Source organism: Kitasatospora sp. NPDC002543, from assembly GCF_053594915.1.
The window spans coordinates 24,824-40,580 of record NZ_JBSFWR010000024.1; the positions used below are offsets into that span (position 1 = coordinate 24,824).

At 72.8% G+C, this 15,757-nt stretch carries 12 protein-coding genes; 10 read left to right on the forward strand and 2 right to left on the reverse strand.

Annotated elements, in window-relative coordinates; genetic code table 11:
- Positions 1–668 precede the first annotated feature (668 nt).
- The 7 genes from ACWD4P_RS13555 to ACWD4P_RS13585 all read left to right on the forward strand — a co-directional run bounded on the left by ACWD4P_RS13555 (position 669) and on the right by ACWD4P_RS13585 (position 8,522).
- A complete protein-coding gene (locus tag ACWD4P_RS13555; protein WP_359816906.1) occupies positions 669–1,823 on the forward strand; it encodes a LeuA family protein in 1,155 nt (384 codons plus the stop codon).
- On the forward strand, positions 1,823–3,226 hold the full coding sequence (gene leuC, locus ACWD4P_RS13560) for a 3-isopropylmalate dehydratase large subunit (protein ID WP_359816908.1): 1,404 nt from the start codon (positions 1,823–1,825) through the stop codon (positions 3,224–3,226). Before ACWD4P_RS13555 ends, leuC begins: the two co-directional genes overlap by 1 nt.
- 8 nt (positions 3,227–3,234) lie before the next feature.
- Complete coding sequence (gene leuD, locus ACWD4P_RS13565; RefSeq protein ID WP_449779703.1) at positions 3,235–3,870, forward strand: 3-isopropylmalate dehydratase small subunit; 636 nt, start codon at positions 3,235–3,237, stop codon at positions 3,868–3,870.
- Complete coding sequence (locus tag ACWD4P_RS13570; RefSeq protein WP_449779704.1) at positions 3,867–5,042, forward strand: pyridoxal phosphate-dependent aminotransferase; 1,176 nt, start codon at positions 3,867–3,869, stop codon at positions 5,040–5,042. The genes leuD and ACWD4P_RS13570 overlap by 4 nt, the downstream gene beginning before the upstream one ends.
- A gap of 9 nt (positions 5,043–5,051) precedes the next feature.
- The gene (locus ACWD4P_RS13575; RefSeq protein WP_359816914.1) at positions 5,052–6,080 is read left to right on the forward strand and encodes an isocitrate/isopropylmalate dehydrogenase family protein; all 1,029 of its coding nucleotides are present in this window, start codon (positions 5,052–5,054) and stop codon (positions 6,078–6,080) included.
- A 106-nt stretch (positions 6,081–6,186) separates the two neighbouring features.
- Positions 6,187–7,209 carry a TauD/TfdA family dioxygenase gene (locus tag ACWD4P_RS13580; protein ID WP_359816916.1) on the forward strand — a complete coding sequence of 341 codons (1,023 nt, stop codon included), beginning with the start codon at positions 6,187–6,189 and terminating at the stop codon, positions 7,207–7,209.
- Positions 7,206–8,522 carry an MFS transporter gene (locus ACWD4P_RS13585; protein WP_449779705.1) on the forward strand — a complete coding sequence of 439 codons (1,317 nt, stop codon included), beginning with the start codon at positions 7,206–7,208 and terminating at the stop codon, positions 8,520–8,522. The genes ACWD4P_RS13580 and ACWD4P_RS13585 overlap by 4 nt, the downstream gene beginning before the upstream one ends.
- Positions 8,523–8,576: 54 nt before the next feature.
- On the opposite strand, the gene ACWD4P_RS13590 is transcribed toward ACWD4P_RS13585, so the two are convergent.
- Together ACWD4P_RS13590 and ACWD4P_RS13595 are read right to left on the reverse strand one after the other, a co-directional pair.
- Positions 8,577–9,239: a response regulator transcription factor gene (locus tag ACWD4P_RS13590; RefSeq protein WP_359816920.1), complete on the reverse strand. Its 663-nt coding sequence runs from the start codon at positions 9,237–9,239 to the stop codon at positions 8,577–8,579.
- Entirely contained in the window at positions 9,227–10,519 is a 1,293-nt protein-coding gene (locus ACWD4P_RS13595; RefSeq protein ID WP_359816922.1) for a sensor histidine kinase, read from the reverse strand. Before ACWD4P_RS13595 ends, ACWD4P_RS13590 begins: the two co-directional genes overlap by 13 nt.
- A gap of 192 nt (positions 10,520–10,711) precedes the next feature.
- Here ACWD4P_RS13595 and ACWD4P_RS13600 point away from each other — a divergent pair, with 192 nt between their 5' ends.
- The 3 genes from ACWD4P_RS13600 to ACWD4P_RS13610 all read left to right on the forward strand — a co-directional run bounded on the left by ACWD4P_RS13600 (position 10,712) and on the right by ACWD4P_RS13610 (position 15,714).
- Positions 10,712–11,518: an ABC transporter ATP-binding protein gene (locus ACWD4P_RS13600; protein ID WP_449779706.1), complete on the forward strand. Its 807-nt coding sequence runs from the start codon at positions 10,712–10,714 to the stop codon at positions 11,516–11,518.
- Between the two features lie 3 nt (positions 11,519–11,521).
- Positions 11,522–14,092 (forward strand): FtsX-like permease family protein, encoded by a 2,571-nt coding sequence (locus tag ACWD4P_RS13605; protein WP_449779707.1) that lies wholly within the window; start codon positions 11,522–11,524, stop codon positions 14,090–14,092.
- A gap of 344 nt (positions 14,093–14,436) precedes the next feature.
- Positions 14,437–15,714, forward strand: coding sequence for a serine hydrolase domain-containing protein (locus ACWD4P_RS13610; protein ID WP_449779708.1), 1,278 nt, complete (start codon positions 14,437–14,439; stop codon positions 15,712–15,714).
- The last annotated feature ends 43 nt before the right edge of the window (positions 15,715–15,757 follow it).

The following is a 15,757-nucleotide window of genomic DNA, read 5'->3' on the forward strand; positions in this document are numbered from 1 at the left end:
TCGCCTCGTTCGCGGCATGCCGACGGGACGGCGCGCGGGGGCGGCTGGGGAGTCGGCCGGCCCCGGCCGTCGTACGGACTGCGCGGGGTGCTACGCCAGGCTGAGCGTCACGTTGATGCAGACGCCCACCACCACGATGGCGAGCAACACCCAGGGCCACAGCGGACGTTCTTTTTGGGGTCGCCATCCAGACATCGCATTTCCTGTTCGCCTGAGGGGTGGAAGGTGAAGGTCAGCGGCTGGTCGCCCGCTGCTCTTCGAGGCTAACCCGGCGGAGCGGCCCTGACAGTCGGGTTCCCTGCCGTCCCGAGGTGCAGTTCTCTGCACCCCGCGGCCGGGCCGGCGCCCCTCCGCGGCCGCCGCCGAACGCCCGTGCGACGGCCTCGCCGGAACTCCTCGAACACGATTCGACCAGGGCTATTCGGTCACTGCGAAAAGACGTAGCGACGTCCGGCGGGGTGATCTTAAATCAAGGGTGTGCTCAGGGTGACGGGGAGTTCCCCCGAGCATTCCGACAAGTCGGCATGCCGGTTTCCGCGCCGCGGTTCCGGCACCCATTTCCACAGATCACCGTTGTCGCCGAGGCGAATACTGGACGACCGCGCCGGCGGTAATGGGGGAAGGCCTTACAGGTGGTCACGAAAACTGGAGAGACCCGCCGCATTTCCGTGTTCGACACCACGCTCCGCGACGGCGAGCAGGCGCCCGGAAACGCCATGACGGCAGAGCAGAAACTCGACGTGGCGCTCGCGATCGAGAGCCTGGGCGTCGACGTCATCGAGACCGGCTTCCCGGCGGCCTCGCCGACGGACTTCAAGGCGACCCGGATGATGTCCGACCAGCTCCGCAAGGAGACCAGGCTCGCCTCGTTCTGCCGGTCGGTGCCCAAGGACGTGGAGATCGCCGTCGAGGCCGGCGGCACCGAGCGGCACCAGATCCAGCTCCTGGTCACCGGCAGCGACCTGCACCTGGAGCACAAGCGCGGCATCACCCGCGAGCAGGCGTACTCCGAGGTCCGCGGGGCCATCAAGGCCGCGAAGGAACTCGGCGTCACCGACATCTCGGTCGGCGTCGAGGACGCCAGCCGCGGTGAGCACGACCTGCTGCGCGGCTACTGCGAGATCGTGATGGAGTCGGGCGCCACGACGATCGCCCTGGGCGAGACCTCCGGCTGCATGGTTCCGGCCGAGTTCGCCGACCTCACCCACACGGTGCGCCAGTGGATCCCGGACGAGACCGTGCTCTCCGTCCACTGCCACGACGACTTCGGCCTCGCCGTCGCCAACACCCTGGCCGGCCTCGAAGCCGGTGCCGACGAGATGCAGGTGACGCTCGGCGGCATCGGCGAGCGCGCGGGCAACGCCGCCCTCGAGGAGCTCGCCGCCGTCCTGCTGTACAAGGCCGGCCACTACGGCTTCAGCACCACCATCAGAACCGAGCGCCTCTTCGAGGCCTACCAGGTGCTCGCCCGGGCGATCTCGATGGAGACCCCGCGCAACAAGTCCATCTTCGGCCAGTACTCCTTCGCCACCCAGGCCGGCATCCACCAGGCCGGCATGCTGGCGCGCCCGGAGACCTACGAGTACCTGGAGCCCACCCGGGTGGGCCGGGAGCGCTCGATGCTCGTCGGCCGCCACTCCGGCCGCGTCATCCTGGCGCACCTGCTGGAGCAGCTCGCCGTGCCCGCCACCCCGGAGCTCCTGGACGAGCTCTACCAGGAGTACATCGCCAGCCGCACCGGCGGTGAATGCGACGAACTGCACGTCGTGCGCGCTAGCCTGGCCGAGCGGTTCGCCGTCCAGTCGATCGGGACCCCCGCGTGATGACCAAGGCCCCCCTCACCCTCGCCGAGAAGCTGTGGGACGCGCACGTCGTGCACCGGTCCGACGGCGAGCCCGACCTGCTGTACATCGACCTGCACCTGACCCACGAGGCGACCTCCCCGCAGGCGTTCGACGGCCTGCGGCTGACCGGCCGCACCGTACGGCGCCCGGAGCTGACGGTCGCGCTGGAGGACCACAACGTCCCGACCGACTCGACCGTCATCGAGGACCCGGTCAGCCGCCTCCAGATCGACACCCTGCGGCGCAACTGCGAGACCTACGGCGTCGAGCTCTACCAGCTCGGCCACCGCCGCCAGGGCATCGTGCACGTGGTCGGCCCGCAGCTGGGGCTCGTGCAGCCCGGCATGGCGATCGTCTGCGGCGACAGCCACACCTCGACCCACGGCGCCTTCGGGGCGCTGGCCTTCGGCATCGGCACCAGCGACGTCGAGCACGTGCTGGCCACCCAGTGCCTGGCCATCGGCCGGCCCAGGACGATGGCGGTGGAGTTCACCGGCGACGTCCCGCCGGGCGTGGGCGCCAAGGACCTGATCCTCGCCCTGATCGCGCGGATCGGGGCCAACGGGGCGCAGGGCCACGTCATCGAGTACCGCGGCGCGGCCGTCCGGGCGCTGTCCATGGAAGCCCGCATGACGCTGTGCAACATGAGCATCGAGGCGGGCGCCCGGGCCGGTCTCGTCGCCCCCGACGAGACCACCTTCGACTACCTCCGGGGCCGTCCGCACGCGCCGAGCGGCGCGGACTGGGACGCCGCCGTGGCCCACTGGCGGACGCTGCGCACCGACGAGGGCGCCGCGTTCGACAAGACCGTCGAACTGGACGTGTCCGGGCTGTCCCCGCTGGTGACCTGGGGCACCAACCCCAGCCAGGCGGTGCCGCTGAGCGAGCGGGTGCCGGCCCCGGAGACCTTCGCCGACCAGGCCGAACGGGCCGCGGCCGAGCGGGCGCTGGAGTACATGGCCCTGGAGCCGGGCACCGCGCTGCGCGACGTCCCGATCGACGTGGTCTTCCTCGGCTCCTGCACCAACGGCCGGATCGAGGACCTGCGGGCCGCCGCCGGGGTGCTGCGCGGCCGCACCGTCGCGGACTCCACGCGGCTGCTCGTCGTGCCCGGGTCCGTGCAGGTGCGCGAACAGGCCGAAGAGGAGGGCCTGGACAAGGTGTTCCTCGACGCGGGCGCCGAGTGGCGGCTGCCCGGCTGCTCGATGTGCCTGGGCATGAACACCGACCGGCTCACCGGGCCCCAGCGATCCGCTTCCACCTCCAACCGCAACTACGAGGGCCGGCAGGGAGCCACCGCCCGCACCCATCTGGTGTCGCCGGTGGTCGCCGCGGCGACCGCGGTGGTCGGGCGGCTGTCGGCTCCCGCCGACCTGGAATGAGAGAGGCCATGCAACCCCTGATCACGCATACCGGGCGGGCGGTGGCGCTGCGTCGCGACGACGTCGACACCGACCAGATCGTCCCCGCCGAGTTCTGCAAGCGCGTCGTCAAGAGCGGCTACGAGGACGCCCTGTTCGCCCGCTGGCGCCAGGAGCCCGAGTTCGTCCTCAACCGCCCGGAGCACACCGGGGCGACCGTCCTGCTGGCCGGCCGCAACTTCGGCATCGGCAGCTCGCGGGAGCACGCGGTGTGGGCGCTGAAGGACGGCGGCTTCGTCGCGGTCGTCGCCACCGGCTTCGGCGACATCTTCCGGCGCAACGCCATGAACAACGGCCTGATCCCGGTCGACCAGCCGGTGGAGGTGGTCGAGGAGCTGATGGCCGAGGCCGAGCGCGACCCGGCCTTCGCCGTCACCGTCGACCTCCGGGAGCTGAAGCTCCGGGCGGGCGACCGCAGCTGGGACTTCGAAGCCGAGCAGCGGGCCCGGGAACTGCTGCTGCAGGGCCTGGACACCATCGAACTGACCGTACGGCGCGGCGAGCTGATCGAGGCGTACGAGCGCAACCGCCCGTCCTGGCTCCCCACCGTCCCCCGGGGATCGGGGGCCGAGTTCGCAGAGTTCGCCGCGGGGGGAGCACGGTGACCCCGTCCCACCCCCGCACCACCCCGACCAGCCGTCCGCTGGGGGCCGAGCGCGTGCGCCGGCTCCCCGGCGGCGGCCTGGTCGGGCTGCTCAAGGCGGCCGGCGGCGACGTGGTGAACCTCGCCGCCGGCACCCCCGGGTGGCCCGCCACCCCGCCCGAGCTGATCAAGCACGCCGTGCACGCGCTCCACGAGGGCGTGAACCAGTACGAGAACCCGGACGGGAACGCGCTGCTGCGCGAGTGGATCGCGTGCTCCCTGCCGGGCCGACCCGACCCGGCCACCGAGCTGACGGTCACCGCCGGCGCCAGCGAGGCGCTCGCGGTGGCCCTGCTGGCCGCCGTCGACCCCGGCGACGAGGTCATCCTCCTGGAACCCTTCTACGAGAACTTCCTCAGCGCCGTCGCGCTGGCCGGCGGGGTGCCGCGGTTCGTGCCCGCCCAGGGCCCGGACTGGGCCCCCGACCCGGCCGCGCTCACCGCCGCCTTCGGCCCGCGCACCAGGGCGATCGTGCTCAACAGCCCGGCCAACCCGACCGGCCGGCTGCTGACCGACGAGGAACTGGACCTGATCGCCGAGCAGTGCGCCACGTGGGACGTGGTCGCCGTCTCCGACGAGGTGTACGCCCCGTACGTCTACGACGGCGCCCGGCACCGCTCGGCCGCCGAGGTGCCCGGGCTCGCCGAGCGGAGCATCGTGCTCGGCAGCTTCTCCAAGAGCCACTCCGTCAGCGGCTGGCGCCTGGGGTACCTGCGCGCCGCCGAGCCGTGGACCCGGCTGCTGCGCCAGGTGCACATCGCCACCACCGGCGGCGCCGCGGCGCCCCTGCAGCACGCCATGGCGCACGCCGGGCCGGCCCTGCACGACGGCTGGGACCCGGCCGAGTCGATGCGCACCATGCGTGACCACGCCGTCCGGGCGCTCACCGAAGCGGGCTTCAGCTGCTCCGCGCCCCGGGGCGGCATCTACGTGATGGCCGGGATCGCCGGCCTCACCGACGAGCCCAGCCCGCGGTTCGCCCGCGAGCTGGCCGAGCGGACCGGGGTGCTGGTGGCCCCGGCCACCCCGTTCTTCGCCGACCCGCGGCACGGCGACCCGTACGTGCGGGTGGCCTTCAACCGACCCGAGGCGACCCTCCTCGAAGCCCACCGCCGCCTGACCGGCCGACCCTAGGACGATCCCGTGCAGAAGATCATCGTGATACCCGGTGACGGCATAGGCCCCGAAGTGACCGAGGAGGCCCTCAAGACGCTCCAGGCCCTCGGCGCGGACCTGGAGTTCACCGTCCTCGACCGGATCAACGCCGACCGCTGGCTGCGGGAGGGCGTGGCCCTGACCGACGACGAGCTGGAGCTCATCCGCGGCACCGGGACGGTGCTGTTCGGCGCCGTCGGCGACCCGCGGGTGACCAGCACCGACTACGCCCGCGGGGTGCTGCTCAGGCTCCGCACGGAGCTGGACCTGTTCGTCAACTACCGCCCGGCGGTCCTGCTGGACGACCGGCTGAGCCCGCTGCGCGACGAGTCCCGCCGCGGCATCGACTGCGTCGTGGTGCGCGAGAACACCGAGGGCCTCTACAGCGGCGTCGGTGGCATCCTGCGGGGCGGCACGCCCGACGAGGTCGCCGTCGACCAGGAGATGAGCACCTACCTGGGGGTGTCGCGGGTCGTCGAGTACGCCTACGGCATCGCCCGCCGGTCGGTGTGCGTGGTGGACAAGTCCAACGCGGTGCCGTTCGGCGGCCGGCTGTGGCAGCGGGTGCGGCGGGAGGCCGTCGCGCGCCACCCCGAGCTGGAGTCGACCCACCTGTACGTGGACGCCGCGGCGATGAAGCTCGTCAACGACCCCACGTCCTTCGACGTGATCGTCGCCAACAACTCCTACGGCGACATCCTCAGCGACCTGACCGCCGAGCTCGCCGGCGGGCTCGGCACCGCCGCCTCGGCGAACATCAACCCGCTGACCGGCGTCGGCCTGTACGAGCCGGTGCACGGCAGCGCGCCCGACATCGTCGGCAAGGGGCTCGCCAACCCCGCGGGCGCCGTGCTGAGCGCCGCGTTGATGCTGCGCGACCGGGGGCTGAAGAGCGAGGCCCAGGCGCTGGAGCAGGCGGTGCGCCGGACCATCGCCGAGCGCCGCTGCACGCCGGACCTCGGCGGAACCCTGACGACGCGTCAGGCCGGCGAGGCGATCCGGGCGGCACTGGACTGACCCCGGCACCACGCCGCCGGGCGGCGGGCCGAACGGGCGGCCGTCGCCCCTCCCCAACGGACCGAAGGATCCGGCAGGAGCCGGACAACAGGAGGAGCACGTTCCCATGACCTCAGCGATCACCCTGGAAACGGAGCGCCGGCTCGGCGGGCTGGTCTGCGGGGTGTCCAGCCCGGGCCGCCACGCACTGACCGAACTCGGCGTCCAGCACGGCCCGTTCATCCGCGAACGGGTCGTCGAGCACGGCGCCGCACTGCTGAGTGGATACGACTGGGCCGACTGGAACGACCTGGACGCCTTCGTCAAGCACGTCGTCGGCTCGCCGCTGGACTACACCGAGCGCTCCTCGCCGCGCACCGAACTGCACCCCGGCGTGTTCACGGCGACGGACCACCCGCCGACCGAGGAGATCTTCCTCCACACCGAGCAGTCCTACAACCTCACCGTGCCGCGCTACCTGTTCTTCTTCTGCCGGCAGGGCGCCCCCGTCGGCGGGGCGAACCGGCTCGCCGACTGCCGGGCCATCCACGACGCGCTGCCGCGCGAGGTCGTCGAGCGGTTCGACCGGGAGGGCTACCTCCTGGTGCGCAATTTCCTGCCCGGGCTGGGCCTGACCTGGCAGCAGGCGTTCGGCACCGAGGACCCGGACCAGGTGCGGCGCTACTGCGCGGACAACGGCATCGAGGTGGAGTGGCTGGCCGAGGACCACGTCCAGACCCGGCAGGTGCGCTGGGCGGTGGGAACCCACCCGGAGACCGGCAGGAAGACGTGGTTCAACCACATGACGTTCTTCCACTCCAGCTCGCTGGACCAGGACCTGGCCGAGCTGCTGCTGGAGGAGTACGGGCCCCGCAGCATCCCGACCAACACCTTCCACGCCGACGGCACGGAGATCGCCCCGGACGTCATCGAGGCGCTGCACGCCGGCTACCGCGACCACCAGCTCGACGTGACCTGCCGCACCGGTGACGTGCTGATCGTGGACAACCTGAGCGTGGCCCACGGCCGGGCGCCGTTCGTGCCGCCCCGCGAGCTGTTCGTGAGCATGGCGGACGCGCTGTCCTGGGCCGAGCTGCGCCCGGTGGAGCGGACCGCGCTGCCCGGCGGCCCCGCGGGACACTCGGGGTGAGGGAGCGGACCGAGCCGGCGGCGGCGCGGTCCGACGGGCGGGCGGAGGAGACGACGCCCGCCCGTCCGCTGGGCCGCAACCGCGAGTACAACCTGCTGTGGACCAGCAACGTGATCTCCCAACTGGGCTCCCAGGCGACGCTGTTCGCCTACCCGCTGCTGGTGATCGCGATGACCGGCTCGGTCTTCCAGGCCTCGCTGGTGGAGTTCGCGGTCGCCGCCTCCCGGATGCTGGCGGGGTTGCCGGCCGGCGCGGTGGCGGACCGGTTGCCGCGCAAGCGGGTGCTGCTGGCGTCCGAGGCCGCGCGGGCCCTGGCCCTGGGGGTGCTGGCCGTCGCCATCGCCGTCGGGCGGGCGCCGCTCTCCCTGATCCTGGCGGTGGCCGTGGTCGAGGGCGTGGCCACCGCGCTGTTCAGCGCCGCCGACCAGGCCCTGCTGCCGATGGTCGTGCCGCGGGAGCAGCTGTCCTCGGCGGTGTCCCGCAACACCGCGCGCTACTACGTCGCCACGATCACCGGACCGGGCCTCGGCGGGGTGCTGTACAACGCGATGCGGGTGCTGCCGTTCGCGGCCCAGGCGGTGGCCTCGCTGGGCGCGTTCCTCACCCTGCTGTTCCTGCGGGCGCCCGAGCCGCGGCGGCAGATCGCCGCCGCCGGCTCCGGGGGCCTGCTGCACGACACCCTGGCGGGTCTGCGCTGGCTGTGGGCCCACCGCCTGGTGCGGGTCACGGTGGGGCTCACCATGGGCTTCAACGCGGTCTTCAGCGGGCTGCTGCTGGTGGCCATCGGCATGGCGCAGCAGGCCGGGGCCGGGGGACAGGTCGGGGCGATCGGGATGCTGATGGGCGCGGGCGGCGTCCTGGGCGCGCTCGCCGCGCCCCGGCTGCGGCTGCGGCTGACGCCGTACACCGCGCTGACGCTGCTGAGCTGGGGGGCGAGCGTCCTGGTGCCGCTGTTGGCGGTGCTGCCCGCCGGCTACGCGTACGGGGCGGTGCTCGGCTGCGTGGCCTTCCTCGCGCCGACCGCGACGGCGATCATCGTCACCCACCAGATGACGACCACGCCGGACGAGATGCGCGGCCGGCTGGCCGGGGCGATCGGGGTGAGCCTGGGGGCGGCCTCCGCCCTGGGCGCGGTCGCGGGCGGGGCGCTGCTGGAGTTCTCCGGGGCGGTCGCCACGGTGCTCTCCGCCACGGCGGTCCTGGTGCTGCTGGCGCTGGCGGCCACGTTCAGCGGCGCGATCCGCGCGCTGCCCGGGCCCGGTGCCCCGGCGCAGGCGCCGGAAGCGCCGGAGACGGCGGAAGCGGCGCAGTGAACGGCCGGGCCCGTGCCACGGGCCCGGCCGTTCCCGTTCCCGCCGGCACCCGGCTCAATCGCCCTGTGCCGCTATCGAGTTCAGGTAGGTGAGCACGGCGCGGACCCGGCGGTGGCCGCCGTCCGCGGCCGGCAGCCCGAGCTTCACGAAGATGTTCCCGATGTGCTTGTTCACGGACGTCTCGGCGATGAACAGCAGCTTGGCGATGGCGCCGTTGCCGTGCCCCTCGGCCATCAGCGAGAGCACCTCGCGCTCGCGCGAACTGAGCGCGTCCAGCGGGTCGTTGCGCACCCGGCGCACCATCAGCTGGGAGATCACCTCCGGGTCCATGGCGACCCCGCCGCCCGCGACCCGGTCCAGTGCCTGGAGGAACTCCTCCACCCGCCCGACCCGGTCCTTGAGCAGGTACCCCACGCCGGAGGCGCCGTGGACCAGCAGCTGGGCGGCGTAGGCGTGTTCGACGTACTGGGACAGCACCAGCACCGGCAGATCGGGGAGCTTCTCCCGGGCGGTCACCGCGCCGCGCAGGCCCTCGTCCCGGTAGGTCGGCGGCAGCCGGACGTCCAGCACGGCGATGTCCGGGCGGTGCTCGAGGAGCGTGGGCAGCAGGCTGTCCCCGTCCTCCACCGTCGCGCAGACCTCGTGGCCCACGCTGGTCAGCAGGAGCGACAGACCCTCCCGCAGCAGGGCGTTGTCCTCGGCGATCACGATCCGCACGGAAGCTCCACTCGAAGTACTGTCGGTCCACCGGGCGGGCTGTGCAGCTCGGTGACGCCGTCGAACGCGGCGACGCGGCGCTTGATGCCGCTGATCCCGCTGCCGGGGCCGGTCCTCGCCCCGCCCTTGCCGTTGTCCCACACGGCGATGTGAATCCTGCTCTCGGTGGTGCGCAGCTGCACCTCGCTGGCCTCGGCCCCGCTGTGCTTGGCGACGTTCGTCAGCGCCTCGGAGATGACGAAGTAGGCCGCGGCCTCCACGGCGGCGGGCGCCCTGGACCCCTTGCTGCCGTACTCGAGGTCCAGCTTGGTGGGGATCTGGCAGGACGCCACCAGGGAGCGGGCCGCCTCGGCCAGGCCGTGGTCGACCAGTACCGGCGGATAGATGGACCGGACGGCGGTGCGCAGCGACTGCACCGCCTGGTCGGTCAAGTCCCGGGCCTGGTCGATCATTTCGGGCAGCTTCTCGGGATTGTCCTTGAGCACCTGCTTCATCACGGCCAGCCGCAGCGAGACCGACACCAGCCCGGCCTGCGCCCCGTCGTGCAGGTCCCGCTCGATGCGGCGCAGTTCGGCGGCGTGCGCCTCCAGCGCCTCGGCCCGGGTGATGGTCAGCTCCTCGACGCGCTTGGCCAGCGAGGTCCGGCGCTTGCGGGGCTTGAGCAGGGCCCGGGTCATCAGGGCGTGCAACCGGGCGTACCAGGGCAGCAGATAGGCGGCGAGCACGCCGTAGGCCAGGCCGGCGAAGGAGGCCCCCAGCGCGGCGCCCCACGAGTCGATGTTCCAGACGATCAGCTCCGCCGGCCTGGGCACGATCTGCCACCACAGCGGGATGGTCAGCCAGCTGGCCGTCCCCGCGCACAGCCCTATGGCCAGCGCGGCACCGATCGTGCCCAGCACGGCGTGGGCGAACAGCCACAGCAGGTCGGTGTAGGTGGCCTTGTCGGTGAGCATCACCTGGGCGCGGACCAGGACCTTCCCGCCGGACTCGCGGTAGGAGGACGGGATCTCGCAGCCCAGCAGCTCCCCGGCGCGCCGGCGGTGGGCGTCGGCCACCCGGCGGAGCCGGGCCAGGCAGAGCGGTAACAGCACCAGCCCGGGGCCCACCAGGCTCAGCACGAACACGGCGAGGAGGGCGTAGAAGCCGAGGAAGGCCACCAGCGCGGTGCCGCCGGCGGTCACGAGGTACCTCAGGGAGAGGCCGAAGCGCTCGACGAACTCCTGCCGCACGACCGGCGGGTCCGCGTCACGGCGGACCGGCCGCTGAGGATCGTCACCCATCGTCGCCAAAGCCCCCAACCGCCCGTTTCCGCCCACGCTATCACTGCGGGGTGCTGACCGTGCGTCATCACCCGAACAGGGGGGCAGACAGCTGCACCTTTTGAACTCCAGTAAACGTCATGGTTCTGACGGGTCCCGACGCCCTAGCGTGAGTGCGGTACGTCGTGAGTGGTGCGGGAAGGGAGACGTGCGGTGGCGCACGGCGAGGTCACTAGGCAGCAGTTCGGCGGCACGCATCCTGGTGCTGAGCCCGGGGCCGGGGAGCCCCAGAGCCGCTGGGCGGTGGAGCTGCGATCGGTCAGCAAGAGGTACGGCCGGGACGCCGGGGAGGTCTACGCGCTGCGCGACCTCACCATCAACTTCGAACGCGGGTCGTTCACCGCGGTGATGGGCCCCTCGGGCGCCGGCAAGAGCACCTTCCTGCACTGTGCGGCCGGCCTGGACCGGCCGACCGAGGGCTCGGTGTGGCTGGGCGGGACGGATCTGGCGACGCTGGACGAGGCGCAGCTGACGATGCTGCGCCGGGAGCGGGTCGGATTCATCTTCCAGGCGTACAACCTGCTGGGGTCGTTGACGGTGGCGGAGAACATCACGCTGCCGCTGATGCTGGCCGGGCGGATGGCGGAGCGGGACTGGCTGGAGGAGGTGGCCCGGCGGGTCGGGCTGTCCGACCGCCTGCAGCACCGGCCGGCGCAGCTGTCCGGCGGGCAGCAGCAGCGGGTGGCGGTCGCCCGGGCGCTGATCACCAGGCCCGAGGTGATCTTCGCCGACGAGCCGACCGGCGCCCTCGACAGCCGTACCGGCCGCCAGGTGCTCGCCCTGCTGCGGGAGATCGTGGACCGGGACGGCAACACCGTCGTCATGGTGACCCACGACCCGGTGGCCGCCTCCTTCGCGCAGCGGGTGGTGTTCCTGCGGGACGGCGCCTTCGCGGAGGTGATGGAAGCTCCGACTCCCGACCGGGTGGCCGCGCGCATGACCCGCCTCGAGGAGTGGTAGCAGGTGGAGTTCAAGCTCGTCCTGATGACCTTGCGGGAGCGCAAGGCAGGACTCGTCGGGGCGTTCATCGCCCTGGTCGGGGCGTCGATGCTGATCACGGCGTTCGGCGTCCTGCTGCAGTCGGGCCTCGGCTCGGGGGTGGCGACCCAGCGCTACGCCGGGGCCCCGGTGGTGGTCGGCGGCAAGCAGTCGTTCAAGGTCACCGACGGCAAGACCAAGTCGAAGTCGCTGCTCCAGCCCGCGCCGCTGAACAGCGACGCGGTCGACAAGGTGGCCTCCGTCGAGGGCGTCCAGCGGGCGGTGCCGGACGTCAGCTTCCCCGCCGAGGTGGTGGACGGGCACGGCGGGCTGGACGACGGCGGCGGTGAGCAGGCGTCGGCCGGCCACAGCTGGTCCAGCTCCGTGCTGGGCCCCTTCGTGCTGGACAAGGGGCAGGCGCCGCAGCGCGCGGGCGAGGTGGTGCTGGACTCGCGGCTCGCCGAGCGGGTGAAGGTCTCGCCCGGGCAGAAGGTGCGGCTGGCGACCACCCAGGAGGCGCGGGAGTACACCGTCACCGGCGTGGCCTCGCTGAAGGACCAGGGCGGGCCGCTGCGCTCGGCGGCGCTGTTCTTCAGCGACGGCGAGGCGACCACGCTCTACGGCCACCCCGGCAAGATCGACGCCGTCGGGGTGCTGGTCGCGCCGGGCACCGACCCGGGCAAGGTGGCGGACCGGATCGACAAGAAGCTGGCCGGGACCGGCGCCGACACCTACCTGGGCGAGGACCGCAGCCAGGTGGAGTTCCACGACGTGGCCTCCGCCCAGTCCAACCTGGTCGAGCTGGCGGGCTCGCTGGGCGCGACGGTCGTGCTGATCGCGATGATCGTCGTGGCCAGCACCCTCGCCCTCAACGTGCACCAGCGCCGCCGGGAGCTGGCCCTGCTGCGGGCCGTCGCGGCCACTCCGCGCCAGATCTACAAGATGATGGCGGCCGAGGTCCTGATCATCTCCCTGGTGGCGTCGGTGATCGGGTGCCTGCCGGGCATCCTGGTGGCCAAGGTGCTGATGGGCGCGCTGAGCGTGATCGGCATGGTGCCCGGCGACTTCGCGTTCTCCGCCGGCCCGATCCCCTGTTTCGTCGCCGTCGTCGCGTCGGTGATCGCCGCCGAGGCGGCCGCCGTCGGGGTGGCCCGCAAGGCGGTGGCGATCAAGCCGGTGGAGGCGATGGGCGAGGCCCAGATCGAACCGGCGAAGCTGGGCCGGGGCCGCGCCTTCTTCGGTGTGCTGCTGTTCCTGCTCGGCGTCGGGGCGTCGCTGCTGCCGCTGTTCTTCGGCAGCGTCTTCGCGGTGGCCGGCGCGGGCACCGGCGGGCTCGTCATGATCATCGCGGTGCTGATGCTGGCGCCGCCGGTGGTGAGCATGGCCAGCCGGCTGATGTCCGGGCCGGTCCGCCGGCGCACCGGCCCGCACGGCTACCTGGCGGTCGCCAACACCCGGGCCAACGCCCGCCGGCTGGCGGCCGGCATCGGGCCGCTCACCCTGGCGATCGGCTTCGCCCTGGTGCAGCTGTGCATCCCGACGACGACCTCGGCGGCGGCCTCGGACCAGGCCGAGGCGGGCATCGTCGCCGAGTACACCCTGCAGGGCGGGCCCGGCGGGCCGCCGATCGGGGTGGTCAAGGAGGCCGCGGCCGTCCCCGGGGTCGCGGCGGCCACGGGGGTGATCCGGGTCCAGGTGCACGGCTCCCGGAAGGTCATCGACTCCCCGGAGATCTTCAAGTACCAGGCGCAGGGCGTCACTCCCGACGGGGTGGCGAAGACCATGGACCTGGGCGTCACCGAGGGCAGCCTGGACAACCTGCGCGGCGACGTGGCGGCCATCAGCGGCGGCGCGGCCGCCACGCTCGGCGCGCACGTGGGCGACCGGGTGCGGCTGAACCTCCCGGACGGGGCCGAGATCAAGCCCACGGTGGTCGCGGTGTACGACCGGGGCCTCGGCTTCGGCGACGTGACGCTCCCGCAGGAGACGGTGCTGGCGCACAGCACCCGCCAGCTGGAGGACGCGGTGTTCGTCAAGACCGCGCCGGGCGCCGACAAGGGGCAGGTCACCAAGGCGCTGCGCGGCCTGTCCGGCCGGTACCCGGGCCTCAAGGTCCTGGACCAGGGCGGGCTCTCGGCCGCGCAGCAGGACCAGGCCACGTCGTCGGTGCTGACCAGCGCGCTGCCGCTGGCGCTGGTCTTCGGCTACCTGGCGATCTCGGTCGCCAACACGCTCGTCCTGGCGACCCTGGGCCGGGTGCGGGAGTTCTCGCTGCTGCGCCTGGTGGGCGCGCCGCGGGACCAGGTGGTGCGGATGATGCGGGTGGAGGCCGGGATGGTGGTGGCCATCGCGGTGGTGGTCGGCACCGTGGTGCCGCTGCTGCCGCTGGTCACGGTGAGCCTGGGGCTGACCGGCTCGCCGGTGCCGCACTTCCCCGTGCTGCTGTACCTGGGGATCGTCGCGGTGACCGCGCTCATCGGGCTCGGCGCGATCCTGGTGCCGACCAAGCTCGCGCTGCGGACCCGCCCGGTGGAGGGCATCGGTTTGCGCGAATAGCCGTCCGCCGGCCCGGTCACGGCCCGTGGCGCGTCCGTCCGGACGCGCCACGGGCTTTTCTCGTGTGATCGGCCCCACACGAATCTCCTCTTCCGGACACTCTTCCGGTGTGTAGCCCCCGGCAACCGCAGAATGCCAACCAGCGTTTTTCACAGTTGACTTAAGGACGCTGACCGGCGGAAAACCCCCGTGCTAGCCTTCAGGGAAACAAGTCGATCTTCCCGAGTCGCGGACCATGGCATCCCGTGGAATTCGCGGCTTTCCAGGCTGTCTGCTGCCCGTCGCGAAAAGCAGAGTAGAGGGGGTTCCTGGTGTCACCGGGACTTGTCGCCGAATTCCATCGAATGGCCGCCGATTTCGGCGTGCCGCACGCCCAGCTCGCGCTGCTCGACGACACGGGAGTGCGGACGGCCCACGTCGGCGGGCCGGAGGCGGCCGCGCTGCGCTTTCCCTTCGCCTCCGTCACCAAGCTGTTCACCGCAACCCTGGCGATGCAGCTGGTGGCCGACGGCGACCTCGACCTGGACGCCGAACTCGCCCGGTACGGCGAGGAGTTCGCGGCCGCGCCGAACGGTCTGGGGGCGGCGACCCTGCGCCACCTGCTGAGCCACACCAGCGGCCTGGTCGGCGACCTGGACGGCGAGGAGTGGACGCCGCGCGGCTTCACGGCCGCCGCCGGAAAGCCCGACCTGCTCTTCCCGCCGGGCAGCGCCTTCTCCTACTCCAACGCGGGCTTCGCGCTCGTCGGCCGGCTGATCGAGTCCGTGACCGGACTGACCTGGCGCGAGGCCGTGGACACCTTCCTGCTCCGCCCGCTCGGCATCACCCCCGCCCACCTGCCCGGGCTGGGGCAGACCGCCGCCGGCCCGCCCATGGCCGTCGGCCACGCCGTCACCGCGACGGGCGCCGTGCCGGTGGAGGTCCTCGTCCCCGCGGCCCTGGCGCCGGCGGCGGCACTGGCCGGCACCGTCGAGGACCTGGTCGCCTTCGCCCGGTTGCACCTCGCGGTGCGCGACGCCGCGCACGACGCGCTGCTCGACGAGGAGGGCGTCGCGGCGATGCGGGGCCCCGCGCCGGGCGCCGAACCGTACGGGCTCGCCGACGGCTTCGGCCTGGGCTGGGCCCGGTACGGCGACCCGGACCGGCCGTGGCTCGGCCTGGACGCGATGGGCGGCGGCACCACCTGCAACCTGCGGATCCAGCCGGCCGACGGCACCGTGCTGGCCCTGGTCACCGACTCCACGGCCGGGCTCGCCCTGTGGCGCGAGCTCACCGACGGGCTGCGCGCCCGGGGCCGGGACGTCGGCTCGCCCCCGTCCGGACAGCCCGGGCCGGGCCCGGCCGCCGCCCCCGGCGGACCGGACCTGACCGGCACCTGGGCCAACGGCACCCTGGTCTACCGCGTCACCGGCGCCGCCGGCGGACCGCTCCACCTCGACGACGACACCGGGGCGCGCTACCGGCTCGACCTCGACGACCGGGGCCGCTTCTCGGCCCACCGGACCGATCTCCCGGAAGCCCCGTACGCCGGCCGGTTCCTGCCGCACCCGGCCCCCGGGAACGGCCCGCTCCTGCAGTTCGCCGGACGCGTGCTGCGCCGTGACGTGCCGTACGCGGAATGAATCGGGAACTCCTCCGTGAACAGCCCCTGAAATTCTCTGATCA

Excerpts from the sequence above, each read along its gene's own strand:
- leuC (WP_359816908.1), top strand. The coding sequence starts at position 1,823 with ATGACCAAGGCCCCCCTCACCCTCGCCGAGAAGCTGTGGGACGCGCAC.
- leuD (WP_449779703.1), top strand. The coding sequence starts at position 3,235 with ATGCAACCCCTGATCACGCATACCGGGCGGGCGGTGGCGCTGCGTCGC.
- ACWD4P_RS13580 (WP_359816916.1), top strand. The coding sequence starts at position 6,187 with ATGACCTCAGCGATCACCCTGGAAACGGAGCGCCGGCTCGGCGGGCTG.
- ACWD4P_RS13595 (WP_359816922.1), bottom strand. The coding sequence starts at position 10,519 with ATGGGTGACGATCCTCAGCGGCCGGTCCGCCGTGACGCGGACCCGCCG.
- ACWD4P_RS13610 (WP_449779708.1), top strand. The coding sequence starts at position 14,437 with ATGGCCGCCGATTTCGGCGTGCCGCACGCCCAGCTCGCGCTGCTCGAC.